The sequence below is a fragment of the Kaistella gelatinilytica genome (assembly GCF_015679325.1).
Lineage (GTDB): Bacteria > Bacteroidota > Bacteroidia > Flavobacteriales > Weeksellaceae > Kaistella > Kaistella gelatinilytica.
In genome coordinates, this window is sequence record NZ_JADPVI010000001.1 from 91237 (window position 1) to 112816 (window position 21580).

Sequence of the window (21580 nt, forward strand, 5' to 3'; positions counted from 1 at the left end):
CCTTGTCCAGCAATATGATATACGAGAAATAAGTACAGAAGGTTTGTTTTTCGAACATATTTAAGGACGTAATAAAGTCGTAAAAGAATATTTACGAATTGGAGAAATCAATATTTCACAATCATTTCAAAATCATTAAATTTGCCAACTTATCAATAAGCCAGGCCAATCGCTAAAAAGCCAATTCAATCATGACTTCACAACAAATAAGACAGCAGTTTTTAGATTTTTTTAAAGAAAAAGGACATCTCATCGTTCCTTCCGCACCAATTGTGTTGAAAGATGATCCGACTTTGATGTTCTCCAACTCCGGAATGACGCAGTTTAAAGACTATTTTTTAGGATATAAAGAACCAAAATCTCCTCGAATTGCAGATACGCAAAAATGTTTGAGAGTTTCCGGTAAACATAATGATCTGGATGATGTTGGTCGCGATACTTATCACCACACGATGTTTGAAATGTTGGGAAACTGGTCGTTCGGTGATTATTTTAAAAAAGAAGCCATCGATTATGCGTGGGAATTATTGACGGAAGTTTATAAAATTCCAAAAGAAAATTTGTACGTTACGATTTTTGAAGGTGACTCTTCTGAAAATTTAGATCGCGATAATGATGCGTACAATTTCTGGAAAGCTCACATTTCTGAAGACCGAATTATCAATGGAAATAAAAAAGATAATTTCTGGGAAATGGGCGAGAGCGGACCTTGTGGACCCTGCTCGGAAATTCATATTGATATTCGAACAGCGGAAGAAAAAGCAAAGGTTTCTGGTTTAGATTTGGTCAACAACGATCATCCGCAAGTTGTGGAAGTCTGGAATTTGGTTTTCATGGAATTCAATAGAAAAGCTGACGGAAGTTTAGAAAAATTGCCTTCCAAACATGTTGATACCGGAATGGGTTTCGAGCGTTTGTGTATGGCTTTACAAGGCAAAACCTCCAATTATGATACTGATGTTTTCACGCCTTTAATTGCAAAAGTAGAAGAACTTTCAGGAAAAAAATATACGGGGATTTTAGAAGATGAGAAAGATATTGCGATCCGTGTTTTAGTGGATCATATTCGTGCGGTTTCGTTTGCAATTGCCGATGGACAGTTGCCTTCGAATGGTGGAGCAGGTTATGTGATCCGTAGAATTTTGAGAAGAGCGATTTCTTACTCTTACCGTTTTTTAGGAATTAAAGAACCTTTCCTTTTTGAATTGGTAGCAGTTTTAAGAAATGAAATGGGCGACTTTTTCCCGGAGTTGGTGAAGCAGCAAAAATTGGTTACTGAAGTTATTAAAGAAGAAGAAACTTCTTTCTTGAAAACAATCGAACACGGTTTGAAAAGAATCGATCTCATCATTAACGAAACCATTTCCAAAAACGAAAAAACACTTCCCGGAGCAGCCGTTTTTGAATTGTACGATACCTATGGATTTCCTGCAGATCTTTCAAGAATCATCGCAGAAGAAAAGCAGTTGACTGTTGATGAAAAAGGCTTTGATGAAGAAATGGAAAAGCAAAAACAGCGTTCCAAAAAATCATCAGCACAAAAAGTTTACGACTGGGTTGTTTTGGAAGAAAAAGCAGAAACCTTTGTTGGTTACGACCAGATTGAAACTGAAACTTATATTACAAGATATCGAAAAGTTGAAAATAAAGACGGCGAATTTTACCAGATCGTTCTTTCAAAATCGCCTTTTTATCCGGAAGGTGGTGGACAAATCGGTGATAAAGGAATTTTAATTCCAAGTTATGCGGGAGGTTTTGATATTTCAAATCCAAGCATTTCTGCTATTAAAGATTGTACGGAAATCATCGAAGTTTTAGAAACCAGAAAAGAAAATAACCTGATCGTTTCTTTGATTAAAGAGTTGCCGAAAGATGCAGGCGCTTTATTTTACGCAAAAGTAAACGAGTCGGAAAGAAGAAATTCTCAGGCGAATCACTCCGTAACGCATTTATTGCACGAAGCTTTGCGCGAAGTTTTAGGAACTCACGTTGAGCAAAAAGGTTCTTTTGTAAGTCCGGAATATTTGCGTTTCGATTTCTCCCATTTTTCAAAAATTAATGAAGAGGATCTGAAACTGGTAGAAGATAAAGTCAATAGAAAAATTAAAGAAAATATTGCGCTTCAGGAATTTAGAGATATTCCAATGACAGAAGCGATTGAGAAAGGAGCAATGGCGCTTTTCGGGGAAAAATATGGGGATAAAGTGCGAATGATCCAGTTTGGTTCTTCGAAAGAATTATGTGGAGGAACTCACGTGAAATCTACGGGCGAGATCGGTCACTTTAAAATTCAGAATGAAAGTTCTACCGCAGCCGGAATCCGTCGTATTGAAGCCATATCCGGCGATCAATCCTCTGCATATTTCAATAATTTAGAAAGTCAGATGAAAGAAATTTCAGCTTTATTAAAATCGAAAGATCTGGTAAAATCTGTTCAAAAATTAATGGAGGAAAATACGGCTTTAAAATCTGAACTCGAATCCTTTAAAAAAGAAAAAGCAAAAGGCGAAACCGCCAACTGGAAAAATGATTTTGTTGATCAAAATGGTAAAAAATTACTGGTCAAAAAAGTTTCAATGGATGCAGGAAGTGTAAAAGATATCGTATTTCAACTGAAAAAAGAAACCCGAAATTCTGTAATCGTTATTATTTCTGATGCTGACGAAAAACCAATGATCACCGTTGGAGTTTCTGCAGATCTTGAAACTCAATATCATGCTGGAAATATCGTAAAAGATCTAGCGAAAGAAATCCAGGGCGGTGGTGGCGGAAACCCAGGTTTTGCAACTGCGGGTGGAAAAAACTTAGCAGGAATCGAGAATGCTTATCAGAAAGCACTTGAGATTTAATATAAAAAATAATTGCTTTTTACTCAAAAAAAAATACCGGAAATTATCTTTCCGGTATTTTAATATACATGAAAAAATTTTTATTTATTTCCGCCACCTCTCGCAACTAAAGCGATAATAACGATTAAAACCAAAGCTCCAATTACCCAAACTAATGGATTACTCATCCAGTCGCCACCCATTGCGCTTCCGCCTTTGTTAACGTCAACATCGACTTTTAAATCTGGTGCTTTTTCCTGAGCTTTTACGAGAACTACAGCTAAATTTGCCATTACTGCTAATGCAAAAAATTGAATTTTCGAAAGTAAATTAGTACGTGTCATAATTTTTAAATTTTTAAGTTATACGTTCAAACAACCTAAAATCATACCAAAAAAATATACTATGTATTTTACATCTTTCTATTTACAAATCAAAAGTAAATTCCATTAAATAATCATCCATCACAAATCCATTTCCAATATCGAAGACCGCCTCTTCATAGACTTGAAAACCCTGTGATTCGTAAAAACTTTTTGCGGAGTTGTCTTTGTTTACGTTCAAAATAATTCGATTGTCTTCATTTGAAGTAACTTCTCTTTTTAAAAATTTCATAGCTTCTTTACCGAGACTTTTTCCTTTGGCTTCCGGTACCAGATAGATTCTGTGCAGTTTGGTGGTTTTTTCTTCGTAATGAAATTCAAAACCTATAAAACCAACCGCTTTGCCTTCCTTAATTATTAAATAATAAAGATAATTGCTGTTTTTTATTTGTGTTAAAATTGTTTCTGAAGAATACATTTCAGACAACATGTAATCAATTTGCGCGGTCGAAAGAATGTTTTCATACGCTGCACTCCAGGAAATTGTTGCCAACTCGCGAATGAGAGGAATGTCTTTTTCTGTTGCTTTTTTAAAATTGGTCACGATCTGTAAATTGATATTTCTAACTTAATTCGATCAAGGTGATTTCCGGGTCAATTCCGACTCTTCCAGGATAAGCAATGACGCCAAAACCGCGGTTTACGTAGAGATTTTTTCCTTCACTTTCATACAAATCAGCCCATTTTTTATACCGAAACTGAACAGGTGACCAGCGAACATTTTTCAGATCCAAACCAAACTGCATTCCGTGCGTGTGACCGGAAAGCGTCAGTTGAACATTGGATGGATGTTTCTTTACGATCGCATCAAAGTGTGTTGGATCGTGACTCATTAATATTTTTGCAGCATCGGCAGGAACTCCCGCCGAAGCCTTATTTAAATCGCCATATTGTGGAAAAGGTTTTTCGCCCCAGTTTTCCACGCCGAGAATATAGAGTTTTTCCCCATTTTTTTCAATGATTCGATGCTCGTTTCGCAGCATTTCAAAACCAGCTTCTTTTTGTAGCGCTATTAAATTAGGAATATTCTGGGCTTTTTCTTCGGCAGATTTCCATTCGCCATAATCTCCATAATCATGATTACCGAGGATAGAAAGTTTCCCGTCTTTTGATTTGATGGTGGAAAATAAGGGTACGAATGGTTTAAATTCTTCCGCATAGTTATTCACCATGTCGCCTGTAAATAAGATCAGATCTGCTTTTTGCTCATTGATCAGATTAATGGCTTTCTGTAATTTTTCGGGATGAAAAAAACTTCCGCTGTGAACATCAGAAATCTGGATGATTTTATACCCTTTGAAACTTGCGGGCAATCCTGCAATTTTAAGTTTTACTCTTCTGACCGTATGCCGGTATTTTCCGAAGATGATTCCATCAATAAAAAGTCCAGCAAGGATTGCTGCACTTCCTAAACCGATAAGACTCAAAAATTTTCTTCTGTCCGGAAAGTGATTCGGTTCCGGCGTAAAAGTAGATAAACCAAAACGTAGAACTCTTATGAAATCTTCTGCCAGTAAAAAAAATAGAACGAAAAATTTCGGCAGGATAAAAATCAAAAATACTGAAGTGATAATTTGAATTCGGTGGTGGTCCCGATCTGATTTTTTAAAGGTTAAAAGCTCGTAAATGAAAAAACCATAGACCAGAATGGTAATTACCCAATATCCCAATCGTACTGCTGAATTGGAGGTGATGGTTTTGAAGGCTTGATAAATATAAAATTCCAGGAGGAAAATAAGTCCTGTAAAAATGAGAAAATTTCTTTGTAAGTTCATAGGTCGGTTTGAGAAAATAATTTTTAGTTATTTTTATGGAGGTCAAAAATAGAGTTAAATTAAAAAAGCACAAAATTATCTTTTGTGCTTTTGTCTATTTTATTGATGGGTTTTTATGGAAACCTGTAAACTATGGCGTTAACATTCATTCCGGCACCGACAGAAGTAAAGACGATATTTCCTTTTTCTTTGAAAGATTGTCCTTCCATCTTACCTTTAATGATCAAATCAAACATTGTAGGGATCGTTGCTACGGAAGAATTACCCAGTTCCTGAATCGTCATTGGTGAAATGGCATGATCGTAATCTGATTTCCCATACAACTTATGAAGTCTGGAGATCATGGCATAATCCATTTTTGCATTGGCTTGATGAATGAGGATCTTATCGATATCATCTAATGTTAATCCTGCTTTTTCAATGGTTTCTTTGATCGCATCGGGAACATTTTTCAAGGCATATTCGTATATTTTTCGTCCATGCATTCTGATGTAAAGCGGTCGTCGGTCTTCATCTAGTTTTAAGGAAGGTGCGTGCTCCAGGTAATTCAGTTCGGAATCGTTATCACAAATCGTGCAGTCCGCAATAATTCCTACGTTTTCATCGTCTGTCGCTTTCACCACCACAGCTCCGGCTCCATCTGCGAAGATCATTCTGTTTCGGTCGAACGGATCGGTAACCCGGCTCAATGTTTCGGAACCAACTACCAGTATTAATTTTGCTTTTTTTGCTTTTATTAAAGTATCTGCCAAGATCATGGCTTCAACCCAACCCGGACAACCAAAGATCATGTCGTAATTTACACATCGTCTGTTCTTAATTCCAAGTTTATTTTTCACTCTTGCAGACATCGACGGCATAAAATTCGTCATTCCATCCTTATTTACTTCGCCAAAATTACTGGCGTAAATAATATATTCTAAATCTTCCTGATCGATTTTTGCATCTTCGATCGCTTCTTTTGCGGCGCGAAAACCTAGATCTGAATTGAATTCGTCATCTTCAAGATAGCGTCTGTTCTCAATTTCTGTAATTTCTACAAATTTTTGAATGACTTCTTCATTAGGCTTATTTATTTTTTCACCTTCATCGGTGTAGAAAACAGAGTCTTTGAAATATTCTCTGCCGATGATTTTGGTCGGAAGATAACTCCCGGAACCTATAATGATTGTATTAGGCATATTTTAACTTGAAAAATTTAAGGCAAAGTTAAGAATTAATATTGTATCGTCTTAAAACAAAATTATTATTAAATTTGCAAAAGTTTTTTTAGAACAACTTTATGAAAATCAGTGCTTCCACGAAAGGTTTAATCATTTCCCTGCTTACCGTAATTTCCGCTTTCGGAATTTACTTTCTGTTTTTGGCGAAAAAGAATAGTTATTTGGTAGATAATCCTACAGAAAATACTTTTTACTTTAAAATTAATGATGGCAAAGAAGCAATTATTGCCGCTGGACAAAACGTAACCGTTGATCTTAACAAAGGCAAAAACCAGATCAAAGTCTTCGACGCAAACAAAAAATTGCTTTACGATTCTGCATTTGTCGTTAATAAAGTTCGCGGCTTACTCAATATTGCTCATCAGGATTACTATGTCAACGAACAGTTCTATGGTTATAATTTAAATAAAGATTCTCTTATTGCTGCCAGAAAAGCTACGGAGATCGATGGTAAAAATTACGTGAATACGCCGAAGCGATTTAATAAACTGTACACCGATGATTTTTATTACAATGTGGACGAAGATTACGATAAAGTGGTAAAAAACGTACAGAAAGTTGAATCCAGAAGTAAAATCTTCCGCAAACAGGATTTTTTGAACTACTACAAAGAATATTATAAATTTTAAATAAAGTATTTTGAATCAAGTTACCCCATATAATACAGAAGCAGGAAAAAAGAAAGAAGTCGAGGAAATGTTCGACAATATCGCTCCGAAATATGATCTGTTGAACCACGTTCTTTCCATGAAAATTGATGTTCTCTGGAGAAATACTTTGGTAAAATGGATGAACAAAGATGAACCGAAAGAAGTCCTTGATGTTGCTACAGGAACCGCCGATTTGGCGATTGCGGTACAGAAAGAAACCGGTGCTAAAGTCGTGGGACTTGATTTGTCGCAGTTGATGTTAAACGTTGGTATCGATAAAATTAAAAAACTTAAATTAGACGACCAGATCAGCATGGAAAAAGGCGACGCTGAAAACTTGCGCTTCGAAAGCAATAAATTCGATTCGGTTTGCGTTGCATTTGGAGTTCGTAATTTCGAGAATCTGGAGAAAGGATTAGCAGAATTAAGAAGAGTAGTAAAGGAAAATAAAAGCGTTTATATTCTTGAATTTTCAAAAGTAGAAGGATTTTTAGGTCCATTCTATCAATTTTATTTTAAAAATATTTTGCCGCAGATCGGCAAATTAGTTTCCAAAGACAACAGAGCTTATACCTATCTTCCGGATTCGGTGAACGCTTTTCCTTTTGGAGAAAAAATGAAAAATATTCTTTTGAACACAGGTTTTAAAAACGTAGAGTATAAAAAATTAAGTTTCGGCATCGCGACGATTTATAAGGCAACCAAATAATATGTGGAAAACAGTATTGAAGACAAATATCATTATAGCAATTTGTTTTGCGACAATAGCGAATGCTCAGCTTTTTCGTACCAAAGACCGAATGGATAATCTGGAAGGATTTGATAATCAGAAATTCAGCTACGGTTTTTTTCTTGCCGCGAATAATTTTGATTACAAATTGGTTCTTGATCCGAGATTTGGAATGGATGGGCAGAAAAGCTTAGTGCAAACCAAATCTTCTTACAGTTTTGGTGCAGGACTGATCGGGAAATTTCGTTTGAATGATAATTTCGATTTAAGGTTTGAACCGGGATTGCAGTTTGTAGAACGTGAAGTATTTTTCGACACCCAATCCAATGATCAGTTTCAAGCCGGAACGCCTGCAAACGCACCTTTTACACCAAGAGCATTAACCGACGCGGATAAATTAAGAACGGTAAAATCAACTTACGTAGATCTTCCTATATTGATCGAGGTTCACGGCGATCGTTGGTATAATTCCCGTCCTTACGCCGCAGCAGGAGTAAACTGGATGATGAATCTTCAGTCAAACAGTTCTTCGCCGGATGATAATGCACAGGGATTGTTCCGTACCACGACGAGTAATTTTGCGTGGTCTGCAGAAATTGGTATTCAGTTCTATTTCAGCAGATTTAAACTAACGCCAGGTTTTCGTGGAACTTTCATGATGAATGACGAAATGGTTGCCGATAATCCGGGAACGCCACCTTATTGGTCGGCTGCGATCTCGAGTGCGAAAACCAGAGCTTTGATGTTTGTTCTTAAATTTGAATAAAAAAAACCAAAATATTTACGAAAGAGGTGGCGAACATCGCTTTCTCTTTTTTTATTTCAACAAATTCGCAAATTAGTCCTGAATAATCCATCAATTCAAATTAAAATTTTATATTTTTGCTACTTAGTTAGAATTAATTAAGCCTGAAAATGCTCAAAGATTTAGATAACAATTTTTCGGTTTTAGAAAAGAGGATTTTGAATGTAACAAAGAACTATCAAAACCTTACCGAAGAGTATTTAGAATTGTCCCGAGAGCATGATGAACTGAAAAAGAAATACGAAGAGGAAAGAAAAAACAATCAGGTTTTAGCAGAAGAACAAAAGAAAATAAAGCTTTATTCAGCAATATCAGGAAATCCAGACCATAACCGATTGATGAAAAACCATATCAACAGGTTAATAAAAGAAGTGGATCATTGTATTGCAGAACTTCAAAACAGCGGATTGTAATGGAAGTAAGAAGAATTACCATCAACATTGCCGGAAGAAACTACCCGCTGAATGTTCCTGCCGCAGAAGAAGAAACTCTTCGTAAAGTGGGCAAAAGTATTGAAGCGATGATTAAAGATTTTGAACAGAATTTTGACGTGAGAGATAAACAGGATGCTTTAGCAATGTGTGCCTTAAAATTGGGAACCAACGCCGAAGTTTCACAGATCACGAACGAAAAAAATATATTAGCTTCCAACGAAAGATTAATGCAGATTAATCAAATGCTGGAGGAGCTGGAAAAGTAGATTTTTCTTTTCCGGAAAACAACTGCCTACAATAGTTCTAACACATTACAGGTAAACTCAACGCTATACAATTGCCGAACGAATGTTTATTTAATGGCGCGCCGACTTGCTCGGATTACAGAAAATAAAAAAAAGTTCAAATCGTGTTGATAAGGAGTTTACTCTATATCTTGAATTATTGTGGGCTTTTTTTGTGTAAAAAATTGAACTTAAAAGTGGAATTACTTTTAAAAAAATAAAAATAAAATGACATTTTGTAGTCAAACCTCAAAACGTCATCCGTTTAACTTTAAATATAATATTATGAACTATAAAACTAAACATATATGACACCAACAGCAATTATAATAGGCGTTGTTTGCCTCATTTTAGGAGCAGTGATCGGAATGCTATTTTCCAAAAGCTCTTTGAATGCGAAAGCAAAATTCATTGTAGAAGATGCAAAGAAAAATGCCGACAACCTTTTAGAAAAAGCAACTGTACAGGCAGAATCCATCAAGAAGGAAAAGCATTTGCAAGCCAAAGAAAAATTCATGGAACTGAAATCTCAACATGATGCAGATATTCAGACCAGAGAAAGAAAAATGCAGGATTCAGAAAAAAGAGTCAAAGACAAAGAGCAAAAACTCAATGATGATCTTAGTAAAACCGGTAAATTAGAAAAAGATCTGGACCGCCAGATCGGAGATTATGCGAAGAAACATGAGATCTTAGAGAAAAAACAACAGGAATTAGATGCAGTGACCGCGCAGAAAGTAGAAATGCTGGAAAGAATTTCTGGCTACTCTGCAGAAGATGCAAAAAGTGAATTGGTTGAAGCTTTAAAAGCCGAAGCCAAAACAAGAGCTCAGTCTCATGTACAGAATATCATGGCTGAAGCGCAGTTGAATGCGAAACAGGAAGCCAAGAAAATTGTTATTCAAACCATTCAGAGAATTGGTACGGAACAGGCGATCGAAAATTCAGTTTCGGTATTTAATATTGAATCTGACGAGGTTAAAGGTAGAATTATTGGTAGAGAAGGTAGAAATATCCGTGCTTTGGAAGCTGCAACTGGCGTAGAAATCATTGTTGATGATACCCCGGAAGCAATTTTGCTTTCATGTTTCGATCCGGTAAGAAGAGAGATCGCAAGACTTTCGCTTCACCGATTGGTTACCGATGGTAGAATTCACCCGGCAAGAATTGAAGAAGTTGTAGAGAAAACCAAAAAACAGATCGAAGAAGAAATTACCGAAGTCGGTAAGAGAACAGTGATCGATCTAGGCGTTCACGGTCTTCACCCGGAATTGGTAAAAATCGTAGGACGAATGAAATTCCGTTCTTCTTATGGACAGAATTTGTTACAACACTCCAGAGAAGTTGCAAACATCGCAGCAACAATGGCGGCAGAACTAGGTTTAAACGTAAAATTGGCTAAAAGAGCCGGTTTATTACACGATATCGGAAAAGTTCCGGAGCAGGAATCTGAACTTCCACACGCTCTTTTAGGAATGCAGTGGGCGGAAAAATATGGTGAAAGTGCGGAAGTAATAAACGCAATTGGAGCTCACCACGACGAAATAGAAATGACAGGTTTGCTTTCTCCAATTATTCAGGTTGCAGATGCTATTTCAGGAGCAAGACCGGGAGCAAGAAGACAAGTTCTGGAATCTTATATCCAACGATTAAAAGATCTTGAAGCAGCTGCTTTAAGTTTCGACGGAGTTTCCAGCGCTTACGCAATTCAGGCAGGAAGAGAGCTTCGTGTGATGGTTGAAAGCGGAAAAGTAAGTGACGACAAATCAGCGCAACTTTCTTATGATATTTCAGAAAAAATTCAAAATGAATTAACGTATCCAGGACAAGTTCGGGTTACGGTAATTCGCGAGACAAGATCTGTGAATATTGCGAGATAAACAATTGCAAATCATTAATAAAGAAAACTCCTTTCAGTCATGAAAGGAGTTTTTTTGTGCGAAAAAGAATCTGTTTGAATTCTTATTTTCCCGGATTTCGTATTTTAATTAAAGAGGTTTTTTTAGCAATTTTTGTTTTTGTGAGTTCTTTTCAGGAAATGTTATTTATTCAAATTGAGTTTCATCATAATGTCTGTTTGCTCATCATCTCCAACTTTAAAAATATGCTGGTCGAACTCAACAAAACCATTTTTAGTGTAAAACCTGATTGCTCGCGGATTTTCTTCCCAAACGCCTAACCAAATATAATCGGCCTTTTTATCTTTCGCAATTTCGATGGCTTTGTTATAAAGTAGTTGCCCGACTTTCTTTCCCAGAAACTCCTGAATCACATAAATCCTTTCTATTTCTATGGCTTTGTCGTCTTGCAATTCAGTCTGCGATGAGCCAAAATTCAATTTTAAATAGCCGATCACCATTTGATCTATGGTCGCAAAATAAAATTCGCTGTTCGTATCATGAAGTTCTGAAGTTAGTTTTTCTTGAGAAAAAGCTTCGTCCAAAAATATCTTCATATTCTCTTCTGTGTTTCCGCTTGAAAATGTTTCATAGAAAGTCTTTCTGCTGATTTTTCGCAGTTGCTCAAGATCGACAAGCGTGACTTTTTTAAGATCTACTTTTTCCATTTTCGCTTTATTTGAATTTCCTCAGTTTTATTTTTAATTTCGATTTTTGATCACTACATATCCTGATAAAATTCTGCCGTCGGAAACCACGATATGGTACCAGTAATTTCCTGTAGGTAGTTTTCTGCTGAGATATTCGCCATTCCAGGAGAAAGGTCCGTTCACACTTTTATCTAACACGATGGTTCCAAAACGGTCGATCACTCTTATTTTCGTGCCGGGATATTTTTCAATGCCTTCAATCTTCCATTCATCATTAATACCGTCACTGTTCGGTGTGAAAATATTGATGATCTTAAAAAGAATAAAATCTTTTTCTGCAATTGCGCAGGGTTGCGAACCACTTCTGACAAAAGCAGTATGGTTTCCGTTCTCTACATTGTAGAAAGTCGGTGAAGACTGCCACTGCGATCCATCAATCGAATATTCAAGTGTTCCAATTCCCGTTGCAATAATTCGCACCGTGCTGTTTTCTATTTGAATTTCGGTGATTACTGGTAGATCTACTTTCTTTACTACGACTGATTTAACGGTATTACAGCCTGAAATATTGGTAACGGTGATCTGATACGTTCCGCTTTGATTTACACTGATGATCTGCTGGTTGCTGAAAGGATTTCCGTTAAACGTCCAGGAATAAGATTTAATTCCGGCATGAGTTCCCGCATCTAACTGTACAGAATCATTAGGACAAAACTCTGCTGTTGAAGGCATACTAACAACAGGTGAAGCATTCAGTTGAAGCGTCAGTTTTACTTTTGCCTTACAACCTGACGTTGAACTTATCTCTACATAAAATGTATTTGGTCCCGTTTGTAAAGTATGATTGGTTGCATCTGAAACTAGTTGGTTATTCTGGTCAAAATAGACGTAAGAATAATTGGTGGAGTTCGCAACCAGATTAGTTTCGTACTGCGTTAAATTTAATTTTTTAGTTCCATTTTCATCTGAACATAAAGAAGGTGCGGCGAAATCATTCGCGGGAATATTTGTTGTTACTAAGATTACTGCAACGGGCAATCGCTGAACACTTTCGCAACCTTGAACAGTTTGAGTTGCATAGTAAGTGATTCCATTCTGAAGCACAGTACTGTTTGGAAGCGCAATAGAACCGGAATTACTGCTGTACCATTTAATCTGATTTCCTACAACCACAAGGTTTGAAACTGTAGCATTTTGACTGATACAGAAAGTTTGCGGAGAATTCCCGGTCGGTGGAGGAGTAGTGATGATGTTAACTGTTACCGGAGTTCGCTCACTCTCGCAACCGTTCAAAGTTTGAGTCACGAAATAAGTAGTCCCATTGACCAAAGAAGTTGTTGCCGGAATTGCAGTTCCACCAACTGCTGAAGCGTACCACAAAATATTAGTTCCTGTTGCCAAAATATTAGTAATGGTCGCATTTTGCTGTACACAGAAATCCTGAGTATTATTGACTAAAGGTTTCGGTGTTGGATTGATAAAAGTATTTACAACTACTGAAGCTGCGATTGACTCACAACCCAGTGTATTTTTAATTTTAGCAAGATAAGTTTTGGGTAATAAACCTGTGAAAGTATTTGAGTTTTGCCAGGTCAATCCATTATCAATACTGTACTGTGATGCACTTTCATTAATGGCGATTTTTGCAGACTGATGCGAACAGTCAATTTGCTGCACAGTCGCAGTAGGAATTTGAGGCGTATTTGTCGGAACATTGATCGTCACTGATACCGAACCAGATTCGCAACCCGCGCTGTTCTTTACTTTCAATTGATAAATTCCCGGAGCAAGTTGTCCGGAAGTTGAATTAAATGAATAGGTAAGTCCATTGTCAAAACTGTATTGATATTCCGTGGAAGTTATGGTAATACTTCCAAATGGATTTACACATGAGGCAGGTTGAATTACAGCAACAACAGGCAGTAGCGGCGCATTTGGCGGTACATCAACCGTTGCAATTGTTGCTGGTGATGAACAACCATTTACCGATAGTTTAATTCGGATATTATACGTTCCGGGAGATAAATTGGAAGACGCCGAAGTGATCCAGGTTGCTCCATCATCAAAACTATAAAAAGCTGCAGCGGAAATTACAGCTACATTTCCTGAAGAAGCAGTACATCCGGAAGGTTGCGTTACAGAAATCTGTGGAGCACCTGGTGTGATCGGTTGCACATCAACGGTCGCAATTCCTGCAAGTGAAGTACATCCTGCAATATCTTTGATCATTAAGTTATAGGTTCCAGGTCCCAGATTCGATTTTATGCTTGTAAGAACATAGCTAATTCCGTTATCGAAACTATATTCCGCAGCTGAAGTTGTGATCTGGATGGAACCCAACGAATTAGTACAATTCGGCTGCACAATAGAAAATGCAGGAGCAGGCAATGGAGCCGGAGTAGTTACGGTTGCAACAATTGCATCTGAAATACAACCCGCTGCATTTTTAATTTTGATTTTGTAGGTTCCGGGAATCAAGCCGCTTTTGGTGTCTGCATAAACGAAGGTTAGTCCGTCATCGAAACTGTAGGTCGCTGCATTTGTTGTTACCGTAATTGAACCTGTAGAAACACTGCAGGTTGGTTGTACGATCGAAACTGCGGGAGCTGCAATATTAATTCCTGAGTTTAAAGTGACCGCAACCGACGTAGATTCGCAACTTGCGCTACTGGTTTTAATTCTTACAATATAAGTTCCTGCTCCAATATTTTTCTTTACTGGATTAGTGGTCCAGGTCGCGCCGTCGTTAAAGGTGTAACTCGCTGCAGAAGTAGTGATGGTGATGCTTCCGTCGGTCGCATCGCAAGCAGTTGGTTGTTTTATAGTGACCACAGGTGTCGCAGGAATTGCTGGTGCTGCGTAAATAAAAACGTAAGAACTTTGCGAGATACAGCCGAAAGAATTCTTAATCAAAATGTTGTAATTGCCGGAATTCACGTTATTTTTCACTGGATTTGTGGTCCAGGTGACGCCGTTATCAAAACTGTACAGATCTGCAATCGTATTGATGAAAATACTTCCTTTCGGACTTGTACAGGTTGGTTGAATAGTAGTTACACTCGGTTGATTCAGATAAAATTTGCTGATGGAAGCCGAAGTTCCCTGCGAAATACAGCCCGCAGCATTTTTGATTAAGATCGTAAAATATCCGGGTGTCGGATTCAGCAGAACCGGATTTGTGCTCCAGGTTACGCCGTTGTCAAATGAATATTGGGCGGCTTGTGAAACAACAGTAATGCTTCCAAAATTTCCACAGGTTGGCTGAATTACTTTTATTAAAGGACGCGGTAAATAAAAGGTGTTGATATAAACACTCATATCATAAGGATTCGAAGTACATCCCTGTGCATTTTTAACGACGATCCTGAATGAACCTGATGTTAGGTTGGTCAATTCATTAACGGCACTCCATGTTTGCCCACCATCAAAACTATAAGAAGTAGCCGGTGTTGTAATTTTAATGCTTCCTTTATTAGCACAGGTCGGCTGAATGATCAGAACATCGGGTTGTGGTAGATAGAATTTAGTTAAACCCACAGAAACGCTATAGGAGTTAGATTTACATCCCTGCGCATTTTGAACCATGAGATTGTAGTATCCATCCGCAAGATTGGTAAAATTCGGGGACGAACTCCAGGTTTGTCCGCCATTTATACTATACTGAGTCGCAGATGTTGTGATTGAAATCGTTCCACCAACTCCGCAAATTGGCTGTGTAAAGGTATAAGTAGGATTTGGAAGTAAAAATGCTACAATATTTACAGAAGTTGTATTAGAAGTACAGGTACCAGATTTCACCATAACACTGTAATATCCCGGCGAAACATTATTCAAAATTGGTGAAGTTGTCCAGGTATAACCACCATCAAAACTATAGGAAGTTGCCACGCTTGTCACCGTTATGGTTCCTTTTGTACCGCAGACTGGTTGCACGATATTCACTGTGGGACTGGCGAGATTCGTCGTATTCATGTAAACAGAAATGCTGTTCGATTTACAGTTCGCATTATTTTTTACGACGAGGTAATAACTTCCCGCCGGTAGATTATCAAAGACTGGATTTGTGGACCACGTGTATCCTCCATCAATACTGTATCCGTCTGCAGCAGAAGTGAAAGTAATATTCCCAATATTCCCACAACTTGGATTGACCGCAGTGTACGTAGGATCATCAAGGTAGATCTGATTGAAATAGACGTAATTGGCTTCAGATAAGCAATTCTGACTGTTTTTGATCATCACATTGTAACTAGAACTTGCCAGATTGGTGAAAACATTTGTGGTATACCAGTTTACACCGCCATTAATACTGTAAAAACTAGCAGCTGTATTAATGGTGATCGTGCCTTTTGTACTACAGGTAGGTTGAGTGATAGTTACTGATGGAACGGGAAGTTTTGTTTCAGACAGATAAATACTTTGCGCATTCGAGGTGCAGCCTAGAGCGTTTTTGATCATGATCTGATAATTGCCGGCAGGTAAACTTTTGGTATTCGTGGTTACCCAAGTGGCGCCATTATCAAAACTGTAAAAATCTGAGACCGTGTTGATGGTGATGCTTCCATTATTTCCGCAGGTCGGCTGAACGATCGAAGTGAAAGGATAATCAAGCTTCGGTGGATATAAATAAACCGCTGCAGACAACGATTGACAACCCGCTGCATTTTTCAATTTGATACCGTAAGTCCCGGCAGGCAAATCTTTCGTATTGCTTGTTGACCAGGTAGCGCCATTATCGAAACTGTAGAAATCAGCTTCTGTTTTAATATAGATCGTACCCGTTTCGCCGCAGGTCGGCTGTATAACTTCATAATCTGGAGAAGTGTTCTGAAAAGGTTGTATATAAATACTCTGAAAGTAAGACGTACATCCTAAGTTGCTTTTAATACCGACCGAAAAATTACCGGATAAAACATTCGATAAGACATTTGTAGTCACCCACGTTTGGCCGCCATCGAAAGTGTAAAAATCTGAGGGCGTATTGATCGTAATGCTTCCCGGAACCGTACAAGCAGGACTTTTCACCGTAAAATCAGGATTCCCTAATGTTGTACTCGATATTAAAATTACTGCTGGATTTGAAATGCAGCCTGCAATATCTTTGGTTCTTATCGTATAGGTTCCTGGCTGTAAAAGATCCAAAGTAGAATTCGTGATCCAGGTTATTCCATTGTCAAAACTGTAAAAAGCCGAACTGGTGGTAATGGTAATACTTCCTGTATCTCCACAAAATTTCGGTTGTGTCGCATTATAATTGGGATAAGCAGTCAGAGCCGGAACAATGGTAACCGACTGAGCGTAAGAAGTACATCCTTTCGCAGTTTTGATCAACACCTCATAGTTTCCGGGATAAAGTCCGGTTTTTATAGGATTGGTGACCCAAGTTACGCCATTATTAAAACTATATTCAGATGCAGGAGAAATTACTTTTATGGTACCGCTGGAAACAAAACAGGAAGGCTGCGTGATTTCTAAAGTTGGCGTCACTGCAGTCTGGCTTGGTTCAATGGAGACCGTTGCGAGGCTGGAACATCCGAAACTATCGGTCACTGTAACCGTATAAATTCCAATATTTGTTACCGTGATTATTTGCGTAGTTTCTCCCGTGCTCCACAAATAAGTTGCGCCAGAAGAAGCTTTCAGATCGGTACTTCCGGAACAGACATTCAATATTCCCGAAATGTTCGCCGTCGGATTTTTTACTTCTACATTAACCGGAATGATCTTATAACAGCCTGCATCTCTCCAGACTCGGATATAAATTACGGCAGAACCGGAATTATAACTGGTGAAATTAGAGATCGGATTGGTATTATTAAAGGCGCTGTTATAATCTTTGAAATAAGTAAAAGTAAGGCCGGAAACCGAACTCACAATTTGCGCATCAAAACTGGTCAGATTAAAATCTTCGAAACCATCATGGTTCGTATCACATTTTGAAATTTTTGCAGTATTCACATTCAAAGTACAGCCTGAATAACAGTTCAGAAAACTGATATCCCAACCATCGTTCGCATCAGGATCGTTGGCTGAAGCAAATATCGAAGTATTGCCGCTGCTTCCACAACCTCCGCCGGTTCCGGCTGCGACATCAAAATCTGCGGTAACACCCACATTATAATTTCCGCTCAAAATATCCGGGAAATTCTGCGCTAAAAGGGAAAAACAAAATTTATTATTCACGGTATCCAAAGAGGAAGGAGTCGTCGTGGTATAAACAACATTTCCCGTTGCGCCGTATACTTTTAAGGTCAATTTTTTTAAAGAAGCTGTAATCCCTCCAGAATTTGGCAGGGTATAATTTCCGCAAACACTAATTGGAAGAGTAGGACAAACCGCATACAAAGGGTCCAAAGTAACTGATCCTACAAAACTCTCATTAGAGTGCAGAACACAGATGTCATCGACATAGGCGTAACCAAAATGTCCGCCCAAACCGCATCGGGACGCCATGAACTCTACCGTGAATTCTTCATTATTTGGGATAGAAGAAATATCCAAAATCCCTGATTGCCAGTTCGCGGTGTACAGAGTTACATAACCATAACCACCTTGCGGAACTTTCGTGAAAATACAGTTTTTCTCATCGCCCACTAAACAGAATTCACTTACAACCTGATTATTTTTATTAAGGATCCTTGCCTTGAAAAAGGGTTGATTATCAGTGTGACTGGAATCGTAAACCGACTGTAGTACAGCTTTGTAGTTGAATTTTAAAAAGTTTTCGTTATTGGTTTTAAATCTTTTTCCCTGCGCAATAGATCCGTACGTGCTTGAGTTTTCAAAATTTAATTTTAAAGCATATTGATCAAAGGCTTTGATGTCGCCCATGAATTTATCGATCAAATTCGCCGGAACCGAAGTCGCCATCACCGATGTATTCGTGGGACTGTATTGTGGAATTGAAGTGTCGCCCGTATTCGAAATCGATTTACACTGCGTTGGTCCAGGGGGATCACCGATATTATAAAGGAAATTTTTAATATAATTGGAGCCATTTATGCTTTCAACCTGTTCAAAACCACCATTCGTACACATTTCTACTGCGGTTTGCGTGGCTTTGTGCATGCCTTTTTTTTCAAGTTCAACCTTGCGGTTTCTTTCCTGTGTGAATTTTATTTTCTCGCTGTTGCTGGTAATTATTTTACCTGCAGCATTTTCAAACATGCCATTTCGAAGGTAGTTTGTAGTATCAGAAGGCTTGGTTTGAGAGTAAATATTTTGAAAAAAGGAGAGTACAAGTAAAAGGTAAAATTTCTGCATCAATTGTATTTTGGGTAAAAGCGGATACGTTAAAGGTATCTTAAAATTTTCTTAAAAAAAACTTAACAAATATAAATAAAAAACCGGAATTATAAGATTAAAACAAGTGCTGTCATCGCATTTTCACTATCTTTATTTCACTAAATATTAATTTATGGATTTCAATATTCCCGAACATTTAAAAGGCCTCACTGAAGCTGAACTTCAACGTTCGCGCGAAAAATTTGGTTTTAACCAGTTGAAGGAAGCGGAGAAAGGAAGTTGGCTCAAACTGTTGATTGATATTTTCAAAGAGCCGATGCTCCTTCTTTTGATTATTATCGCCATTATTTATTTGATAGTCGGCAATTACGGCGAAGCACTTTTCATGTTACTCGCCATTGTTCTGGTTTCGGGGATTTCCTTTTATCAGGATAACCGAAGTAAAAAAGCGCTGGAAGCTTTAGAAAAACTCAATGAACCTTTAAGTAAAGTGATTAGAAATAATAAGATTTTAGAAATTCCGACGCATGAAATTGCAGTTGGTGATCTATGCGTTACAGAGGAAGGTAAAATGATCAATGCCGATGGAGTGATCCTTCACAGCAATGATTTTTCAGTCAATGAATCGTCTTTGACCGGCGAAAGTTTTTCTGTTTTTAAAGATCATAAATCGGAAGATAAACAGGTTTATAGCGGAACTTCAACCGTTTCTGGTTTAGCTGTTTTTGAAGTGCAAAAAATCGGAAAGGAAACGAAACTGGGAAAAATCGGAGAATCGATTCTCAACATTAAGGAGGAGAAATCGCCGCTGCAAATTCAGATCGAACGCTTCCTAAAATATATGGCGATCATCGGGATTTCAGTTTTCCTTTTGGTTTGTGCCGTAAATTACTATCACACCAGAAATATTGTAGACTCTTTACTTAATGGATTGACCTTAGCAATGTCGATTCTACCTGAAGAAATCCCGGTTGCTTTTACGACTTTCATGGCACTTGGAGCCTGGAAACTCATGCGGGAAGGAATTATCATTAAAAAAAGCAGCATCGTAGAAACTCTTGGAAGCACGACCGTCATCTGTACCGACAAAACCGGAACGATTACAGAAAATTCAATGCATTTGAAAGCGGTTTATGATTTTAAATCTGAACGTGTTTTCAATGATAAAGAATTTAATGATCAATCGGTTTCAGAAGTCATCCAATATGCGATGTGGAGTAGTGAACCCGTTCCTTTTGATCCGATGGAAAAAACACTCCATCAAGTTTATACGGAAACTCAAAAAGAGGATTTGCGACCTCATTATAAAATGTTTCATGAATATCCATTAGACGGTAAACCACCCATGATGACGCATCTTTTTAAAAATAATGAAGGCGAAAGAATCGTCGCTGCAAAAGGTGCACCTGAAGCAATTATCACTGTTTGCAACCTTTCAGAAATTCAAAAATCTGCGATCCGACAAGAGATGGAAATTTTTGGCAAAGAAGGTTATCGACTTTTAGGCGTGGCAAAATCTAATTTTAAAGGAGATGATTTTCCTTTAAGACAACAGGAAATTTCTTTTGAATTTCTAGGATTGGTCGTGTTTTATGATCCACCGAAAAAAGATATTCAGAATGTTTTCAAACAAATAGAGTTGGCCGGAATAAAAATTAAAGTCATCACGGGTGATAATGCCCAAACGACAGAAAGTATCGCCATTCAGGCTGGAATTCCGAACGCTTCAAATCCTGTTAATGGTGATGAAATTGCAAATCTTCCGGAAGCAGAATTGATGAAAATTGCGAACGAAAAAGTTCTGTTTACGAGAATGTTTCCGGAAGCAAAATTGCGCGTCGTTGAAGCTCTGAAACAAAACGGAGAAATTGTCGCCATGATCGGAGACGGCGTAAATGATGGACCTGCATTAAAAGCAGCACACATTGGAGTCGCGATGGGAGAAAAAGGTACTGAGATCGCAAAAGCTGCAGCATCGGTTGTTTTGACGAACGACGATTTGGGTAAACTTGTCATCGCCATTGCAGCCGGACGAAGAATTTATACCAACATTAAAAAAGCCGTTCAATATATCATTTCCATTCACATTCCAATAATTCTGACGGTTTCTTTACCCTTGTTTTTAGGGTGGGCTTTTCCACAAATTTTTACGCCGGTTCACGTCATCTTTTTAGAATTGGTAATGGGTCCAACATGTTCGATCGTCTACGAAAACGAACCGATGGAAAAAAACACCATGTTACAGAAACCACGGCCGATCACAGAAACCTTTCTCACCTGGCGCGAATTGATTTTAAGTATAATTCAGGGATTGATGATTACTGCAGGTGTTTTATTTATTTACCAGCTGACTTACAGAAGTGGCGGCAATGAAGAACTAACGAGAACAATGGTTTTTACCACTTTAATTTTCGCCAATATTTTACTGAGTTTAGCCAATCGCTCTTTCTATTATTCGATGTTTGAAAGTTTCAGGAATAAAAATATTCTTCTGGTCATCATCACTTTTTTGACAATATTTATTTTGGGTGTAATGCTTTATATCGCGCCAGTTTCAAATTTTTTCAAACTGACCTCTCTAAATGTTGAACAAATCTTAACTGCCGCTTCTGCCGCGATCTTGTCTGTGCTGTGGTTCGAAATTTATAAACTGATCAAGAGATATCGTTGAATTT

At 37.8% G+C, this 21580-nt stretch carries 14 protein-coding genes; 8 read left to right on the plus strand and 6 right to left on the minus strand.

What is annotated here, in order from left to right:
• Positions 1-191 precede the first annotated feature (191 nt).
• Positions 192-2849, plus strand: a complete 2658-nt coding sequence (alaS, locus tag IV494_RS00405; RefSeq protein WP_196078203.1) for an alanine--tRNA ligase — start codon at positions 192-194, stop codon at positions 2847-2849.
• An 80-nt stretch (positions 2850-2929) separates the two neighbouring features.
• Here the strand turns inward: alaS and IV494_RS00410 are convergent, their stop codons facing one another.
• From IV494_RS00410 to IV494_RS00425, 4 genes are all read right to left on the minus strand, one after another.
• Entirely contained in the window at positions 2930-3172 is a 243-nt protein-coding gene (locus IV494_RS00410) for a hypothetical protein (protein ID WP_196078204.1), read from the minus strand.
• An 82-nt stretch (positions 3173-3254) separates the two neighbouring features.
• Positions 3255-3755 (minus strand): GNAT family N-acetyltransferase, encoded by a 501-nt coding sequence (locus IV494_RS00415; protein ID WP_317192985.1) that lies wholly within the window; start codon positions 3753-3755, stop codon positions 3255-3257.
• Positions 3756-3774: 19 nt separating this feature from the next.
• Positions 3775-4986 carry a metallophosphoesterase gene (locus IV494_RS00420; RefSeq protein WP_196078205.1) on the minus strand — a complete coding sequence of 404 codons (1212 nt, stop codon included), beginning with the start codon at positions 4984-4986 and terminating at the stop codon, positions 3775-3777.
• Between the two features lie 113 nt (positions 4987-5099).
• Positions 5100-6167 carry a 3-oxoacyl-ACP synthase III family protein gene (locus tag IV494_RS00425; protein ID WP_196078206.1) on the minus strand — a complete coding sequence of 356 codons (1068 nt, stop codon included), beginning with the start codon at positions 6165-6167 and terminating at the stop codon, positions 5100-5102.
• Positions 6168-6268: 101 nt separating this feature from the next.
• On the opposite strand from IV494_RS00425, the gene IV494_RS00430 reads away from it, so the two are divergent.
• From IV494_RS00430 to rny, 6 genes are all read left to right on the plus strand, one after another.
• On the plus strand, positions 6269-6838 hold the full coding sequence (locus tag IV494_RS00430; protein WP_196078207.1) for a hypothetical protein: 570 nt from the start codon (positions 6269-6271) through the stop codon (positions 6836-6838).
• Between the two features lie 10 nt (positions 6839-6848).
• Positions 6849-7568: a bifunctional demethylmenaquinone methyltransferase/2-methoxy-6-polyprenyl-1,4-benzoquinol methylase UbiE gene (gene ubiE, locus IV494_RS00435; protein ID WP_052257465.1), complete on the plus strand. Its 720-nt coding sequence runs from the start codon at positions 6849-6851 to the stop codon at positions 7566-7568.
• A gap of 1 nt (position 7569) precedes the next feature.
• Positions 7570-8355 (plus strand): type IX secretion/gliding motility protein PorT/SprT, encoded by a 786-nt coding sequence (porT, locus tag IV494_RS00440; RefSeq protein WP_196078208.1) that lies wholly within the window; start codon positions 7570-7572, stop codon positions 8353-8355.
• Between the two features lie 149 nt (positions 8356-8504).
• Entirely contained in the window at positions 8505-8807 is a 303-nt protein-coding gene (locus IV494_RS00445) for a hypothetical protein (protein WP_196078209.1), read from the plus strand.
• Positions 8807-9094, plus strand: coding sequence for a cell division protein ZapA (locus IV494_RS00450; RefSeq protein ID WP_196078210.1), 288 nt, complete (start codon positions 8807-8809; stop codon positions 9092-9094). Before IV494_RS00445 ends, IV494_RS00450 begins: the two co-directional genes overlap by 1 nt.
• A 326-nt stretch (positions 9095-9420) precedes the next feature.
• Positions 9421-10992: a ribonuclease Y gene (rny, locus tag IV494_RS00455; RefSeq protein ID WP_196078211.1), complete on the plus strand. Its 1572-nt coding sequence runs from the start codon at positions 9421-9423 to the stop codon at positions 10990-10992.
• A gap of 161 nt (positions 10993-11153) precedes the next feature.
• Here the strand turns inward: rny and IV494_RS00460 are convergent, their stop codons facing one another.
• Both IV494_RS00460 and IV494_RS00465 read right to left on the minus strand, forming a co-directional pair.
• On the minus strand, positions 11154-11678 hold the full coding sequence (locus IV494_RS00460; RefSeq protein ID WP_196078212.1) for a GNAT family N-acetyltransferase: 525 nt from the start codon (positions 11676-11678) through the stop codon (positions 11154-11156).
• A gap of 33 nt (positions 11679-11711) precedes the next feature.
• Complete coding sequence (locus IV494_RS00465) at positions 11712-18923, minus strand: T9SS type B sorting domain-containing protein (RefSeq protein WP_196078213.1); 7212 nt, start codon at positions 18921-18923, stop codon at positions 11712-11714.
• A gap of 154 nt (positions 18924-19077) precedes the next feature.
• On the opposite strand from IV494_RS00465, the gene IV494_RS00470 reads away from it, so the two are divergent.
• Positions 19078-21576 (plus strand): cation-translocating P-type ATPase, encoded by a 2499-nt coding sequence (locus IV494_RS00470; protein ID WP_196078214.1) that lies wholly within the window; start codon positions 19078-19080, stop codon positions 21574-21576.
• Positions 21577-21580: the final 4 nt, after the last annotated feature.

Excerpts from the sequence above, each read along its gene's own strand:
- alaS (WP_196078203.1), top strand. The coding sequence starts at position 192 with ATGACTTCACAACAAATAAGACAGCAGTTTTTAGATTTTTTTAAAGAA.
- IV494_RS00410 (WP_196078204.1), bottom strand. The coding sequence starts at position 3,172 with ATGACACGTACTAATTTACTTTCGAAAATTCAATTTTTTGCATTAGCA.
- IV494_RS00420 (WP_196078205.1), bottom strand. The coding sequence starts at position 4,986 with ATGAACTTACAAAGAAATTTTCTCATTTTTACAGGACTTATTTTCCTC.
- IV494_RS00425 (WP_196078206.1), bottom strand. The coding sequence starts at position 6,167 with ATGCCTAATACAATCATTATAGGTTCCGGGAGTTATCTTCCGACCAAA.
- IV494_RS00430 (WP_196078207.1), top strand. The coding sequence starts at position 6,269 with ATGAAAATCAGTGCTTCCACGAAAGGTTTAATCATTTCCCTGCTTACC.
- porT (WP_196078208.1), top strand. The coding sequence starts at position 7,570 with ATGTGGAAAACAGTATTGAAGACAAATATCATTATAGCAATTTGTTTT.
- IV494_RS00445 (WP_196078209.1), top strand. The coding sequence starts at position 8,505 with ATGCTCAAAGATTTAGATAACAATTTTTCGGTTTTAGAAAAGAGGATT.
- IV494_RS00450 (WP_196078210.1), top strand. The coding sequence starts at position 8,807 with ATGGAAGTAAGAAGAATTACCATCAACATTGCCGGAAGAAACTACCCG.
- rny (WP_196078211.1), top strand. The coding sequence starts at position 9,421 with ATGACACCAACAGCAATTATAATAGGCGTTGTTTGCCTCATTTTAGGA.
- IV494_RS00460 (WP_196078212.1), bottom strand. The coding sequence starts at position 11,678 with ATGGAAAAAGTAGATCTTAAAAAAGTCACGCTTGTCGATCTTGAGCAA.
- IV494_RS00465 (WP_196078213.1), bottom strand. The coding sequence starts at position 18,923 with ATGCAGAAATTTTACCTTTTACTTGTACTCTCCTTTTTTCAAAATATT.
- IV494_RS00470 (WP_196078214.1), top strand. The coding sequence starts at position 19,078 with ATGGATTTCAATATTCCCGAACATTTAAAAGGCCTCACTGAAGCTGAA.